The sequence below is a fragment of the Pseudomonas kribbensis genome (assembly GCF_003352185.1).
Lineage (GTDB): Bacteria > Pseudomonadota > Gammaproteobacteria > Pseudomonadales > Pseudomonadaceae > Aquipseudomonas > Aquipseudomonas kribbensis.
Genome location: NZ_CP029608.1, coordinates 2315119 through 2329902, shown reverse-complemented (window position 1 = coordinate 2329902; position 14784 = coordinate 2315119). Strand labels below are relative to the sequence as shown.

Sequence of the window (14784 nt, the reverse complement as noted above, 5' to 3'; positions counted from 1 at the left end):
TGACCTGACATGAATCCAAAGGAAAACTACCTGCATGAGTTCTTCAGGATCTTCTTCGCCAACAAACGGCTGGTGAAGCGTGTCTTCCTGATCTTTGCAGTGATCGCGCTGGTGCTGCCGATGGTGCTCAAACAGAGCTTCGATATCACCGCCCAGGTGATCGTGCAGTCGAAAAAACTCTCCCAGGGCGACGCCACCACGTCGCTGACCGTGGACAACGCCACCTTCATTCCGCCGTCATTGGCAGACATGGAAACCGAGAGCAACATCCTGCGTTCGCCGGCACTGATCCGCCAGACCATCAGCGAACTGCGGGACAAGGGTGAATACACCCCGCCCCCCGGAATGTTCGCCAAACTGATCGGCGATCCGTTCCGGCGCTACATCACCTCGCCGCTGCGCCAATACCTGATCAACCCGCTGCGCAACCTGCTGGGGCTGGAGACCGATCCGGTGCGTGACACCGTGCTCGACGGGCTGACGCAACAGGCCATCGACAGCCTGAAGATCGAGACCCTGCCCGGCTCCAACGTGATCTCGATCGTCTACAGCTTCCCGGATCCGCATCAAGGCACGACCTTCGTTGCCGCCCTGCTGCAGAACTATCTGATCAGCCGTCAGGCGCTGCAATCGATCGACCTGCCGCAGTCCTTCTACGAGACCAAGAAGCACTTGTATCAGGTGCGCCTCGATGGTCTGGAAGCCAATCGCCAGGCCTTGCTGGAACGTGTCGGCGCGGCAGATCCAAAGGAAGAAATCACCTTCCGTCTGAATGCGATCAACACCGAAGAACAGGCGCTGAACCTGTATCAGGATCGCCTGCTGCAAAGCCAGCGCTGGCTGGAATACCTGAAAACCAGCCTGGCCGCCGCCAGCAACAACAAGCTCAATGACTACACCTTCCCCTACACCTTCACCACCACCGTCGACAACGTGGCGTTCGAAGACCGGGAGATCAAACAATTGGGCGAGCAACTGACCACCCAGGTCAGCCGCTACATGAATGATCTGGCAGTGTTCCAGCCCGGCAGCGAGCCGATGCTGCTGACCCGCGAACAGATCGCCCGCACCCGCCAGCAATTCCTCAAAGTGGTGAGCAACCGCATTCAGGAACGCACCAACGATCTGGCCGTGGTGCAACAGGTGATCGATCAGAAGACGGCACGCATCGCCGAGTTCAAGGCGCGCATCCATGACCTGCAGCAGACCCAAAGCAAACTGCGGCAGATGGACACCGAAATCGACGCCCTGCATGCCGCGTTCTCGACCTACGCCCAACGCTTCGCCGAAAGCAGCACCACCCGCGCGCTGAACGACGACCTGTCGAACGCCCGGGTCCTGAGCCCACCGTTCGAGCCGACCGAAGCGGCGTTTCCCAAACCGCTGCTGATCATTCCGTTCGGTCTGTTCACCGGCCTGCTGCTGGCGATTGCCCTGGTCTACGTGCGTGAGTTCTTCGATCACCGCTTCAAACACCCGGCGCAAATCAGCCACGAGCTGGGCGTACCGGTGCTGCTGGTGATCAACGATCAGAGCACCCAACCGGGCAATCCGCACAAGAACTGGACCGTGCCAAGCTTCGTGCACTGGGTGCGCAATTGAACACGCCGTCCTCCCCGAACGCTGCGCTGCCGATCATTCATTTGCTCAGCAGCGGCGGCTTCTATGGGGCCGAGCGGATGTTGCTGGATCATTGCCTGGCAACACCGGGGCAGCATCAGGTGCTGTTTCTCGATGCGCCAGCGCAGCTGATCGAGCGCTTTCGCGAAGCTGGCGTCGATGCGCAAGGGTGCGCCGGGCTCGGCGCACTGCTCGGGCATTTGCGCCAGCGCCGGGCGGAGCGTCCGTTGATCAACACCCATAATTTCAAGGGCCTGTTGTTCGGCTGGGTCGGCGCTTCGCTGTTGCGTCTGCCGCTGGTGATCACGCAACACGGTTTTACTCCGCGCAGCCGCAAGCAGAAGTTCTACACCTGGCTCAGCCTGCAACTGTGCCGCACCGCCTCGGTGGACCGGGTGGTGTGCGTGGCCGAAAGCATCGCGGTGCTGCACCGCCAGGCCAGCGTGCAGGCGGAGAAGCTGCAAGTGATCCCCAACGGCCTGCCGGCAGCGGTCGCCCAGCAAACGCTGCAAGCTGAAAATCCGCGCTGGCTCGCCGGATATGTCGGCCGCTTGAGCAGCGAGAAAGGCCCGGATCTGTTCCTCGATGCCCTGATCCCGCTGTGTCATCAGCACCCGCAACTCGACGCAGTAATGCTTGGTGACGGCCCTGAACGCGAGGCGCTGCAGGCGCGGATCGACGCCGCCGGGTTGCAGCAGCGCATTCGTCTGCCGGGTTATCAGAACGACATGCGCCACTGGTGGCAGCGGCTCGACGCGCTGGTGATCAGCTCGCGCACCGAAGGCACACCGATGATTTTGCTGGAGGCCATGCAGACCGGCGTGCCGGTGGTGGCCTTTGCGGTCGGCGGGATTCCCGATGTGCTGGAACACCGGCACAACGGCCTGCTCGCCGCGCCGACCGACAGTACCGCACTGGGCCGTCAGCTCGACACGCTGCTGAGCGACAGCGGGCTGGCGCGCCGGCTGCGGGACAACGCAAAACGCACGCAACAGGACCGCTACGACCTCAAGGCCCTGGCCGAACGCTGGTCGCAGCTGTACATCCGCACGGCACGGGAGGCACGCGCATGATTTTCCCGCTCTCGATCGTCAGCTTGCTGGGTCTGGTCTGCATCGCCTTGCTGGCCAGTCCGTGGCCCTATCTTGCGCCGGGCGCAGTGCTCGGTCTGGTGGGGTTCGCCGTGCTCTACCGCAAGCCGACCTGGGGCCTGCTCGGCATTGCCGCGCTGGTGCCGTTCGAGGGCTTCTTCAAGGACAGCTCGCTGTCGGGCAGCAAGCTGATCGGCGCGTCGCTGGCCGTGATCCTGATGCTGCAACTGGCGATGCATCAGATCCCGGCGGAACGCCTGCGCAGCAATATCTGGCGTTACCTGATCTGGTTCATGGTTCTGTACTTTCTGAGCCTGCTCAACACCGATGACATGGGCATGTCTCTGGGTCATCTGCGCGAACTCAGCGTCGGTCTGATCCTGTTCGTCATCACCTTGCTGATCGGACGCGAATTGAACCTCGACCTGTTCGCCCGCCTGGTGACGCTGGCCGTCAGCGCCACCTGCGCGATGGCGATGTTCTCGACCAAATTCCAGGATCAGGGCCGCGCCGCCGGTCTGCTCGAAGACCCGAACGCCTTCGCCATGCTGATCGCCTTCGCCGTACCGCTGGGCCTGCTGTTGATCATTCGTAGCCCGAACCTGTTGCACCGGTTGTTCTGGGGCGGTTGCTGCCTGCTGCTGCTCGGCGGCATGACCAAGACCGAATCGCGCTCCGGGCTGGTGGTGCTGGCGTTGAGTCTGGTGATCGGTTGCTGGCACTACCGCGCGCAACTGACACGCATCCGTCCACGGCACCTGGGCTTCGCCATGCTTGGCCTGGCGATCGTGATTCCGCTGGCGATCTATGCGATGCCCGCCGGCTATCTGGCGCGTATCCAGTCGCTGAGCGTGCTCAGTGCCGGCGCCCGTGGCCACGATGACGAATCCCTTGGCCGCCGCGCTTCGTACATCGTGGTCGGCAGCCAGATGATCCGCGAGAACCCGTTGCTTGGTTCCGGCCCCGGCACCTTCCCTCTGCATTACGCCACCACCGGCTACGCCAAGGCGTTTTCCGCCAACCGCAAGATCGGTGACTTGTATCGCCGGGCGCACAACACCTACCTGGAAATCTTCAGCGAACTGGGGATTCCCGCCGGGCTGCTGTTCGTCGGCATGCTCGCGCTGGGCCTGTACAACCTGATTCGCGCGCGCCGCGCCTGGATGCAGCGCCGCGACTGGGAACAGGCCGACATGATGACCCACCTGGGGGTGGGTTTCCTGTCGCTGACCCTGTTCCTGATGTTCCTCAGTGCACCGAACCAGAAGTACGTGTGGATCATGCTCGCGCTCACCAGCGTCCTGCGCCTGAAGGCCGAGCAAGCACCGTTGGTGGAGACCAGGGCATGAGCCGGATCAGTGTCGTCATCCCGATGTACAACGAGGGCCGCCACATCGGCCGCACCCTGCTGGCGGCGCAGAAAGCCGCCCATGCGGCCAATGTCGAGTGCGAACTGATCGTGGTCGATAACGGCTCCAGCGATGAGGGCCCGCAGATCGCCCGCCAGTTCGGCGCGCAAGTGCTGGTGGTGCCGGGCGTGTTGATCGGCGCCCTGCGCAATCGCGGCACCGCCGTCGCCACCGGTGACTGGCTGGCGTTCATCGATGCCGACATCGAAATGCCCGAAGACTGGCTCACCGGGCTCTTCGCCCTCGAGGCCGAGGGTCACGCCGATGTGTTCGGGCTGGATCTGCACACCCCCGCCTCTGCACCGTGGTACGCCGTGGCCTGGCAACGCCGCACCCTGCGCCCGACCAGCCACACCGCCCATGCCGTGGACTGGTTGCCCAGCTCCAACCTGCTGATGCATCGGCGCTGGTTCGACAAGGTCGGCGGGTTCAACGAATCCCTGCGCACCGGCGAAGACAAGGAGTTCACCCTGCGCCAGAGCGAACAGGGCGCACGCCTGCTGTCGGTCAACGAATCCGTGGCCCTGCACTGGGGCTACGAAATGAACTGGCGCGAATGGATGGGCAAGGAAATGTGGCGCCAGGGCAGCCATTTGCAGCTGCTGCGCACCCATGGTTTCAGCCTGCGCCTGCTGCGTTTTCCGCTGTTGTCGCTGGCGGCGTGGCTGCTGGATCTGCTGGCGATCTCCGCGCTGCTCAACGGTTTTCCCCATCACGCCGCGGTCATGGTGTTCATGACCACGATCCCGGCGCTGGTGCTCAGCATTCGTCAGAGTCGCCGCCAGCACGATATCGGCCTGACCCTGCAACTGTGGGGACTGCATTGGGTGCGCCTGCACCTGGCCGGCGCGGCGTTCATTCTCAGTCTGTGTCATTGGAATGCCAGGAGGCCTGCCCGTGGCTGAGTTCATTTTCTGGATGTGCCTGTTGCTGCCGGTGTACGCCTACGTCGGCTACCCGTTGCTGCTGACGCTGCTGGCGCCGCTGTTTCCGGCGTGGCGCCACAGCCCGACGCCCCCGCTGAACATCAGCATCGTGATCGCCGCGCACAACGAGGCGCGGCACATCGAACACAAGCTGCGCTCGCTGCTGTCCCAGGATTATCAGCCGGCCACCCTGCAAATCATTCTGGCCAGTGACGGTTCCAGCGACGACACCGTGGCGTGCGCGCACAAGGTGGTCGACCCACGGATCACCGTGCTCGACCTGCCGCGTCAGGGCAAGGCGGCGACACTCAATGCAGGCGTGGCCCTGGCCACGGGCGACATTCTGGTGTTCACCGATGCCGACAACCAATGGTCGCGGGAAACCCTCGGCTACCTGCTCGCGCCCCTGAGCGATCCGCAGGTCGGCGCCTGCGCCGGGCACATGGTGATCCCGGTCACCGGCGGCGGTTTGAGTGTCGGCGACAGCCTCTATCGTCATTACGAAGGCTGGCTGCGCCGGGTCGAGAACCGCACCGGCTGCATGGTCTCGGCCGACGGCGCCCTGCTTGCCCTGCGCCGTGAGTTGTTCGAAGACGTGCCAGCGGAAGTCAACGACGACTTCTTCATCAGCACCTGCGCCCCGGTGAAATTCAAACGCATCGTCTACGTGCCGGAAGCGCAGGTGATCGACCACGGCGTCGATGAAGCGGACAAACAATTCCGCCGGCGCCAGCGGGTCACCGTCGGCGGCCTGCAAAGCCTGGCCCAGCGCAGTGAGCTGCTCAATCCGCTCAAGCACGGGCTGTATTCGATCGCGCTGATCAGCCACAAGCTGATCCGGCGGCTGGCACCGATCTTGTTGCTGCCGTTGCTGCTGAGCAATTTCTGGCTGTGGGATGACCACGGTTTCTATCGCCTGAGTCTGATCGCGCAACTGATCGGCTACGCCATCGCGATTGCCGGTCTGCTGGATTCGCAACACCGCTTACCCAAACCGTTCCGCCTTGCGGCATTCCTGCTGGTGACATTGGCGGGCATGAGCATCGGCCTGTGGCAGTTTTTGCGCGGCCAGCGTTACGCCCAGTGGAACCCTGACCAAAACCGTTGAGAGGGCTCAAGCCATGGCGATCAAACAACTGATAAAACGCACCAGTGGCTGGCTCTATCTCAACTCGCCCGTGGGACGAAACCAGTTGCACGGCGCCGGGGTGATCCTGATGTTGCACCGGGTGCTGTCCAACGACCGCGCCGCCGACCTGCCGCATCGCAACGAACTGTGCGTCGGCCCGAAAGCCTTCGAGCATCTGCTGGTGTGGCTGCGCAGGCACTTCGACTGCGTGCCGCTGATGGAAATCCTCCAGCCCAACGCCCTGCGCCGCGAGCGCCCGCAAGTGGCGCTGACCTTCGATGACGGCTGGCGCGACAACGCCGCCAATGCCTTCCCGCTGCTGCAAAAGCATCAGGTGCCGGCGAGCATTTTCCTCTCCACTGATTTCATCGGCAGCCGCCAGCGCTTCTGGTGGGAAAGCATCGGAGAAACCCTGTGGGGCAGCCACGGCGAAAAACCGCGCATGCACCTGATCGACTGTCTGCAGGCGCTCCACCACCCATTGCCGGTGCTGATGGACGACATCGATGTGGATCGTCGCAGCCTGACGTTGCTGCACTATCTGCAAAGCTTGAAGAACACCGACCCTTCGATCCTCGAACGCCTGACCAACGAATGCCCGCCAGAGTCACTGCCCCAGGCGCTGGACTGGCATCAGGTGCGGGCGATGGAGGCTTCGGGGCTGGTGCGTTTCGGTCCTCACGGTGCCAGCCACGCGATCCTCACTGCTCTCGACGATGTGCGCCTGAGCGAAGAAATCAGCCGCAGCCGCGACGCCCTGAACAACGGCTGCAACCGGCCATTGCCGGTGTACTGCTACCCCAACGGCGATAACGACGCGCGAGTCCGTGAACAGATTGCCAGCCACGATTATCCGTTCGCCCTCGGCACCGGCACCGGGATCTATCGCGGTGCCGGAGATCCACTGAACCTGCCGCGCTTCGGCGTCAGTCAACGGACGGCGCGCAACCCCGAGCTGCTGTCGTGGCGGATCTTTCGCGGGGCGCGACCATGAGTCGAAGCAGTTACCTCAAGCACCTGGCGCTGAGCATGGGCACCAAACTGGCGATGATCGCCCTGCGCCTGCTGAGAAACGTGTTGCTGGCGCGGATTCTCGGCCCCAGCGAGCGCGGCCTGTTTGCCCTGCTCAGCACCCTGCCCGACCTGATCAGCGCGGCCACCAGCGGTGGCTTGAATTCCGCTGTCGGTTACCAGGCCGCCAAGCAGCGGCCGATGGGCTTGCTGCTGGCTCAGGTGCTGGTCTTCGGTTGCTTGCTGGCGGGGTTGTTGACCTTGCTGGTGGTGGCGCTGGTGCGCGAGTTCGGCAGTGAACTGGACGTGACCGTGCAACTCGGCCTGCTGGCGTGGCTGTTGCTGCTGGCGGTGCCTTTGACCGTGCTCAAGAGCGGCCTGCTGACGTTGCACAATGCATCCGGCGGCGTGGTCGCCTTCAATGCCTTGCGTCTGGTGGAATCCCTGGCACCGCTGCTGTTGTTTCTCGCGCTGTTCTGGATGTGGAAGGAAGCGGCCCTGGAAGCGGCGCTGATCAGTTGGCTGGCGGGAATCAGCCTGGTGGTGCTGGCCGGTTGGGTCTGGCTCAAGCGCGCGCAGCCGTTGCAGCTGCAATGGGACCGCGCCAGCCAGAACGAACTGCTGCGCTACAGCGCCCGCAGTCATCCGGATCTGCTGTTCCAGCAAGTCATCCTGCGTTCCGATTACCTGTTCATCGGCGCCCTCCTTGGCAGTACCGCGCTGGGTCATTACGCCATGGCCAGCGCCGCCGCCGAACTGCTGTTGATCGTCCCCGAAGCCGTGACCACGCCGCTGATGAAACGCCTGCTGCAACAGGACGAAGGCATGGACAAGGTCACCCCGCTGGCCCTGCGCCTGACCGCCACGGTGATGCTCGGCGCCTGCCTGACCATGGCGGTGATCGGCGAATGGCTGATCGTCACGCTGTTTGGCGTTGCCTATCAACCGGCGTATCCGGCGCTGCTGGCGTTGCTGCCGGGTCTGTTGGGCCTGTGCTACGCGAGCATTCTGCGGCTGGACCTGCTGGGCAAGAATCGCCCCGGCACCGTGTCGCTGCTGATGGGCCTCGGCGCCCTGCTCAACCTGGCGCTGAACGTGGTGCTGATTCCGGCTTACGGGATTGTCGGTGCAGCAGCGGCGTCGTCAATTGCCTATCTGGCGGTGACCGTGGCGATGCTGGTGTTGTATTGCCGGTTGAGCGGCGTGCCGTTCTGGCAAACCCTGATCATCCTGCCCGCCGACATCGCGCCGATGTGGCTGATGCTGCAACGTCGGAAGGCTGCATGAAAAGCCTGGCCCTGCTACTCGGTCTCGGCCTGTCGCTGGACGCCTTCGCGGCGTCGATGCGCTGGGGCGACATCCGTGACGGCAGCCTGTACCTGCAAGCGGATCGCCCCGACACCGTGACCGTGCGCTGGGCGCCGGCGTGGCAGGCGGACGCCAACGAAGAGCACCTGTACCTGCTCGACGGCCAGGGCAAATTGCAGGGCGACCGGTTCATCAAGGCCAGCGAAACCCGTGGCAGCCAGAGCTGGCCGCTGGCACCGGGCGCGGCGAGTTATCAGCTGGAAATCCCCGGCTACAGCTTTCGCAATTACCGGGTCGAACACGACGAAAACACCGTGGCGCTGTTCGCCCCGGCCAAGGTGCATTTCAGCGCGGAAACCCGTGACGGCGATGAGTTGTATTTCAGGATTGCACCGGGTGAACACGCGGTGCTCGCAGGCAAGTTCCACGGCGGCGTCAGCGCCTTGCAAGCGCAGCGGGTCAGCGACGGTCAACAGCTGTCACTGGCGCTGAAGCCTTATCGCGCCTATTGGCAATTCGATCAGGTCGCGCTGCCGGTCAGCGATCGCGAACAAGTCTGGCGCCTGCGTCTGCAAGGCAGTGGCAAAGCGGCGTTCTGGCTCGACGGCACGGCCAATCTGTTCGCGCAGAACCCGCAACAGCTCAAACCGCTGCGCGAAGACGACGGCCAGACCCGCCTGACCCTGCACGACAAAGTCCTCGGCCGCACGCCGGACCTGGGCATCGCCCTGCCCTACGTGATGCCGCCGCCCGCCAGCCATGCTGCCCTCGATGCGCTGAAACCGACGGCCGCCAGTTACTACAGCTTCGTCGACGTGACGGCGAAAAAACCGCAATTCGAAGATGCGTTTCGCCAGGTCTATCAGGACCGTTTCGGCATTCGTCAGGACATCACTTTGCTTGCCGGCAGCCAGCGTCAAGCCGACTTGCGTGCCGACGTGCAAAGCAACGGCGGCCTCGACGCCTGGCTCGCGAGCACTCGGCTGCTTGGCGGCAAAGGCACGCACTACATCGGCTTTGCCGACGAGCCCAATCTCAATTATTCGAGTTACGAGCAATACCGCTCGATCTTCACCAGCATGGCCCGCCAGGTGCGCAGCGACCCGGCCAACGCCCGGGCCGGTGTGCGCATCGCGATGCCGGCCAGTTCGCGACTGGTCAACGGCCCGTTCGCCGACAACGCCGCAAACAAACGCGGCATCGACTGGGCCCGGCGACTGCTGAGCGAATCCGCCGATCAGGTCGACGCACTGGCCTGGCATGAATGGATGGTCCGCGACCTGCTCGCCACTCGTGTGTACCGCGACAGCGTGCGTCGCGCCGCCGATCTGGTAGGCCTTGATGCCAAGGGCCAGCCGCGCAAGGCCTTGCTGCTGGATCAGACCAATCTGTCCAGCGGCTCAAGCCTGAGCCCCTACGATCAGGAAACCCATTACACCTCGCTGTGGTGGGCCTCGGTGGTGATCAACGCCTCCCAGGACGGCTTGCTGACGATGCTCAACTGGTTCCAGGCCGCCGATGAGCCGGAGTATCCGAAAGGCATGTTGCGCGTCTCGGCGGATGAACAACACTTCGAACTCAAACCCGTGGGCCTGGCCCAGCAGTTCATCCAGCAACACTGGCTGCACAAGGTGCTGTGGCTGGAAAACGATGCCTTCGAAGTCGATGTGCTGGCCATGGCCGGCGACGATCAGCGCGGCTTGCTGGGTGTGAACAAGGGCACGCGGTTGCAGCGTGTCGATCTGGCGGGCGCCAAGTGCCCGTTGAACAACGGCGCCCTGCGCTACTTCGGCGCCGACAACCGCAGCCGCGACGCGCCCTTCCGTTGCCAGGACGGGCGCGTGCGCTTCGAGCTGCCGGGGCAGACCCTGTTTTCCCTGAGCTGGCGTACTTGATGAACCGCCCGTTGATGTCCTGCCGCGCAGGCCACTTGCCGCGCGATGCCACGTCATCAGGAGTAACGACCATGAACGTTGTGACAAAAATCAGCGAACACATCAAACAAAAAGGCCTGCGTGCGACGCTGGCGAAGGTGTGGAAGCACTACGTCTTTTCCCATCAGGAACTGCTGTGGATGGAGCGCGACCTCGTCAGCCCGGTGCCGCCCCACAGCCTCAAACCGTATCCGCCGCTGCGGGTGGTGAAGATCACCCCGGACAACGCCAGCGCCTTCGCCCGCTACTTCGGTGACCGCGTCGGCACCATGGCCGAACTGGCCAACGAAGGTCACACCGGGCACATGCACCTCGACGATCACGGCGACGCAGTAGCCTTCATCTGGGGCAGTGCCCGGGACTATTTCGACCGCCACTATTACGGCTGCATGTTCCCGGTGAAGCCCGGCGAGTTCTTCGAGTTCGGCGGTGAGCTGACCCGTTCCTATTGGGGCACCGAACTGTCGGTGGATCTGCAACTGGAACTGTGGAAAGCCATGGCTGCCCAGGGCTGCGACAAGGTCGTGGACGTCTGCGAATTCCACAACATCCCGGCGCTCAAGCTGCACCTGCGCATGGGCTACACCGAACAGGGCAGGATCATGAACGTGTACACCCTGTTCGCCCGCTGGCGCTTCTACCGCGAAACCCGCTACAGCGGCTCGCGGCTGGATGCGTTGCGCAAACCTTCCCGTCCCTCCGTCACAGCAACGGCGACCTGAGCCTATGGCGCGATTCGAATGGCGCACCTCGTTGTGCGCCCCTGACTTCCCGGCAGCGGCTTACGAAGCACTGCGCCTGCGGGTGACGGATCACACGCCGTTCAACAGCCTCGGCTGGCTGATCGCGGCAGAGCAGACACTCGACACGAACGAGCATCTGCACATTCTGCTGGGCTGGGAAGCGGACGAATTGCGCCTGTGCCTGCCGCTGGTGGCCGGTCGTGAACGCTTTGGCGGGCTACCGTTTGCCGTGGTGCATCACCTCGGCTATCCGCTGGCGGATCGCCTGGCGTTGCTGTCTGTGCTGGCGGCCGACGAGATGCGCCAGGCGCTGCTGCTGATCCGCCAGCGCATCCCCCACGCCTTGCTGCAACTCAACGAACTGTCGGAGCCTGCGGGCGAGGAAAGTGTCCTCACGCAATGGATGGCCCGCAGCTCCAACGCCGAACGACGCTTGAGCTGTCGGGTGCCGGTGCACCTGATCAGCGACGCCGATCATCAGGAAGTCTCCGGCGATCCGCGCTACAAGCTGCGCCGCGCGCGCAAACGGATTGCCGCCTGTGGCGCGGTGGTGCGGCGAATCACGCCCGATGCCCTGACCATGGGCCCGCTGTTGCAAGCCATCGGCGAAGTTGAAGCGGTGAGCTGGAAAGGCGACGAAGGCGTCGGCATCTTCGCCACCGAACGCAGCCGACGCTGCATCGAAAACGCTTTCACCGCCCTCGCCGCCCAGGGTCTGGTGCGCGTCGTCACGCTGGAGCTGGACGGCCGCTGCATCAGCTACCGGCTCGGCCTGCTCGAACAGGGACGGCTCTACGATTACAACCTCGCCTTCCTGCCGCAATACGCCGACCTGGGCAGCGGCCGAGTGTTGCTGGAGGAATGGATTCGCTGGGGGCTGGATGACCATTGGCGCTGGATCGATGCCTCGCGGGTCAGTCTGGAGAACTCCAGCCATCAATTGCACGAACGCATGACCGGACAACTGGAGCACTGGCGCTGGAGTTTCTATTCCTGGCGGCCGAGCGGTGTTTTGCTGGGGCTGGGATTACGCCTCTGGCAGCGGCTAAAACCGAAGCTACAGCAGTGGCGCGCACGGCAGGTAACGACAAAACCGGCGTCCGTCGTAAAACCGGCAACCCACCCCACCACGGAGGGCGAACATGCCTCGCCAAGTCATAGTCAACGCTGACGATTTCGGCCTGAGCCCGAACGAAAATGCGGTGATCTTCAGCGCGTTCCAGGCCGGGGTCATCAGTTCCGCCACGGCCATGGCCAACATGCCGGCCTTCGAAGCGGCCTGCGCGATGGCTCGTCATCACATGCTGGAAGGTCGGGTCGGCCTGCATTTCAACCTGACGTACGGCCGGCCATTGAGTCAGGCGATTCTCGCCTGCCCCACCTTCTGCGACAGCCACGGGGTGTTCGATCTGAACCTGGCCCGGCACAGCCTGTGGCTGGGTCGCGAAGATCGTGAAGCGGTGCAGGAAGAATTGCAGGCGCAGTGGCAGCGTTGCATGGATCACGGCGTGCGCCCGAGCCATATCGATTCACATCAGCACGTACACAACATCTGGCCGATCGGCGAGATCGTCGCGCGCTTCGCCGCTCACCAGGGTGTACCGGTGCGACTGGCGCGCAACCTGGGACAGAACCTCAGCCTGCCGAAGCGCCTGTTCAAAGGTTTGCTCAACCGTCGTCTGCAAGGCCTGGCCGGTGCGACGGCGGACTATGTTTGCACCCCGGTGGACCTGCGCAACGAGCCTGCGCCGACCGACGGTGTGCTGGAAATCGTCGCCCATCCGAATCAGCTCGGGGCCGATTTCGGTGATGCCTATCTACAACCCGGTGAGTCCCTGAGTCGCGTGCTAGAGCGCCGGCTGCCGGGGGTTCCACGGGTTTCCTACGCCGATTTGAACAAGGATTTTCTACGCGGTGCCGCGGCACTCGACTGAGTTACACAACTGGCAACACTTTCGAAGATGGCACTTTGAAATGTACTTGCCAGCTTGATCTATACCCACAAAAGCCAACTACAAAAACACCCGGGCTTCGGCCACGGAGGGCATCATGAGCGTCATCGAAAAGCTGCGCGAACGCATCAAGCAAAAAGGCCTGGGCCGCACGTTTTCCACCTTGTGGAAACGCTACGTGTTCTTCCATTGGGAACTGCTGTGGATGGAGCGCGACCTGATCAGCCCGGTGCCGCCGCACAAGCTGCGCCCTTACGAAGGCCTGCGCAAAGTCGACATCACGCCACAGAATGCCGGCGCGTTCGCCAAGCATTTCGGTGACCGTGTGCAGACCATGGCCGAACTCGCCAGCGAAGGCCACACCGGGCACATGTACCTGGACGCCGACGGCCACGCCGTGGCCTTCATCTGGGGTAGCACCCGGGATTATCACGACCGTCACTATTACGGCTGCAACTTCCCGGTCCAGCCTGGCGAATTCTTCGAATTCGGCGGCGAAATGACCCGCGCCTACTTTGGCAGCAGCCTCTCGGTGGACGTACAAGTCACCCTCTGGCAAGCCATGGCCGCCCAGGGTTGCCACAAGGTGGTGGACGTCTGCGAAACCCACAACATCCCGGCGCTGAAGCTGCACATCCGTATGGGCTATCACGAACAGGGCCGCGTCACCCACGTCTATGGACTGTTTGGAAAGTGGCGGTTCTTCCGCGAGACGCGCTATGAAGGCTCGCGACTGGAACCGCTGCGTAAACCGGGGCGGCCGGTGGTGACGGCGGCTGCGCAGGCTTGAAATGACGAAGGCGGCCATTCGGCCGCCTTCGTGACGCTCAATTCGGCCTTCAGTTTTTCACCCCCACCCACGTAAAACACATCGGCATCTGCGCCTCGCGATTCAGGTACTGGTCATACGCCTCTTCCCGGTTCGAATGCGGGTATTCCTTGAAGTGCGCGATGGCGAGGCCGGCGTCGAGGGCGGCGGTGAAGATGGCGCCGAGGTTGTGAACGAACCAGTACGACGGTGCGACCTGCTGCTCGACCTTGCCGACGTAGACGATCGGTTCCTGCTGCACGAACGGCTCGCGGCGAAAGTACGAGGTTGCGAGGCGAAACGGATCTTCGGCGTCGGGATCGACCATTTCCAGGAACGGGTGGGTCTCGTAGATCACCAGTTGCCCGCCCGGTTTCAAGGTCGAGGCGACATGGCGGAAGAACTCGCCGATGTCAGGCATCCAGTTGAGGACGCCGATGGTGATCAGCGCCACGTCGAAGCGATTGCGCAGTGATTCGGGCAAGTGATGAATATCGGCTTCGATGAATTCGGCCTGGTGCAGCGAACGGCCGTTCAGCACGCGGGCCTGCTCAAGAAACGCCGCCGATTGATCGACCCCGACGACACTGCGCGCGCCCAGCGCGAACAGCGAGAGGCTCTCGCGGCCGTTGTTGCAGCACAGTTGCACGACGTCTTTTCCATCGACGCCAACCTGCTCCAGCAACCCGCGCAGGGTTTCGTCGAGGCAGGAAAAACCGGTCTGGGTGACCTCACTCAGCAAGGCCTGCCACTCGGGCGATTCCTGATGATGACGGGCCGAATCGTTCCACGCCTGACGATTGCTCTCGATGGCGTTCTTGTTGTTTGGCACTTCCATGGCGCACTCCGCACG

The 14784-nt window shown here is 63.3% G+C and carries 13 protein-coding genes; 12 read left to right on the top strand and 1 reads right to left on the bottom strand.

Annotated elements, in window-relative coordinates; genetic code table 11:
* Positions 1–9 precede the first annotated feature (9 nt).
* The 12 genes from DLD99_RS10760 to DLD99_RS10705 all read left to right on the top strand — a co-directional run bounded on the left by DLD99_RS10760 (position 10) and on the right by DLD99_RS10705 (position 13913).
* Positions 10–1602, top strand: a complete 1593-nt coding sequence (locus tag DLD99_RS10760; protein WP_114882165.1) for a GumC family protein — start codon at positions 10–12, stop codon at positions 1600–1602.
* A complete protein-coding gene (locus DLD99_RS10755) occupies positions 1587–2693 on the top strand; it encodes a glycosyltransferase family 4 protein (protein WP_425273014.1) in 1107 nt (368 codons plus the stop codon). Before DLD99_RS10760 ends, DLD99_RS10755 begins: the two co-directional genes overlap by 16 nt.
* Positions 2690–4060 carry an O-antigen ligase family protein gene (locus tag DLD99_RS10750; RefSeq protein WP_114882163.1) on the top strand — a complete coding sequence of 457 codons (1371 nt, stop codon included), beginning with the start codon at positions 2690–2692 and terminating at the stop codon, positions 4058–4060. Before DLD99_RS10755 ends, DLD99_RS10750 begins: the two co-directional genes overlap by 4 nt.
* Positions 4057–5025, top strand: a complete 969-nt coding sequence (locus tag DLD99_RS10745) for a glycosyltransferase (RefSeq protein ID WP_114882162.1) — start codon at positions 4057–4059, stop codon at positions 5023–5025. Before DLD99_RS10750 ends, DLD99_RS10745 begins: the two co-directional genes overlap by 4 nt.
* Entirely contained in the window at positions 5018–6154 is a 1137-nt protein-coding gene (locus DLD99_RS10740) for a glycosyltransferase (protein WP_114882161.1), read from the top strand. The genes DLD99_RS10745 and DLD99_RS10740 overlap by 8 nt, the downstream gene beginning before the upstream one ends.
* A gap of 13 nt (positions 6155–6167) precedes the next feature.
* Positions 6168–7169, top strand: a complete 1002-nt coding sequence (locus tag DLD99_RS10735; RefSeq protein WP_114882160.1) for a polysaccharide deacetylase family protein — start codon at positions 6168–6170, stop codon at positions 7167–7169.
* Positions 7166–8473 carry a lipopolysaccharide biosynthesis protein gene (locus DLD99_RS10730; protein WP_114882159.1) on the top strand — a complete coding sequence of 436 codons (1308 nt, stop codon included), beginning with the start codon at positions 7166–7168 and terminating at the stop codon, positions 8471–8473. The genes DLD99_RS10735 and DLD99_RS10730 overlap by 4 nt, the downstream gene beginning before the upstream one ends.
* Complete coding sequence (locus tag DLD99_RS10725) at positions 8470–10389, top strand: hypothetical protein (protein WP_114882158.1); 1920 nt, start codon at positions 8470–8472, stop codon at positions 10387–10389. Before DLD99_RS10730 ends, DLD99_RS10725 begins: the two co-directional genes overlap by 4 nt.
* Before the next feature lie 71 nt (positions 10390–10460).
* Positions 10461–11150, top strand: coding sequence for a GNAT family N-acetyltransferase (locus DLD99_RS10720; protein WP_085712100.1), 690 nt, complete (start codon positions 10461–10463; stop codon positions 11148–11150).
* A 4-nt stretch (positions 11151–11154) separates the two neighbouring features.
* Complete coding sequence (locus tag DLD99_RS10715) at positions 11155–12342, top strand: GNAT family N-acetyltransferase (protein ID WP_114882157.1); 1188 nt, start codon at positions 11155–11157, stop codon at positions 12340–12342.
* Entirely contained in the window at positions 12314–13105 is a 792-nt protein-coding gene (locus tag DLD99_RS10710; RefSeq protein ID WP_114882156.1) for a ChbG/HpnK family deacetylase, read from the top strand. Before DLD99_RS10715 ends, DLD99_RS10710 begins: the two co-directional genes overlap by 29 nt.
* 115 nt (positions 13106–13220) lie before the next feature.
* Positions 13221–13913, top strand: a complete 693-nt coding sequence (locus DLD99_RS10705) for a GNAT family N-acetyltransferase (protein ID WP_114882155.1) — start codon at positions 13221–13223, stop codon at positions 13911–13913.
* 49 nt (positions 13914–13962) lie between these two features.
* On the opposite strand, the gene DLD99_RS10700 is transcribed toward DLD99_RS10705, so the two are convergent.
* Positions 13963–14769 (bottom strand): class I SAM-dependent methyltransferase, encoded by an 807-nt coding sequence (locus tag DLD99_RS10700; protein WP_114882154.1) that lies wholly within the window; start codon positions 14767–14769, stop codon positions 13963–13965.
* Between the last annotated feature and the right edge of the window lie 15 nt (positions 14770–14784).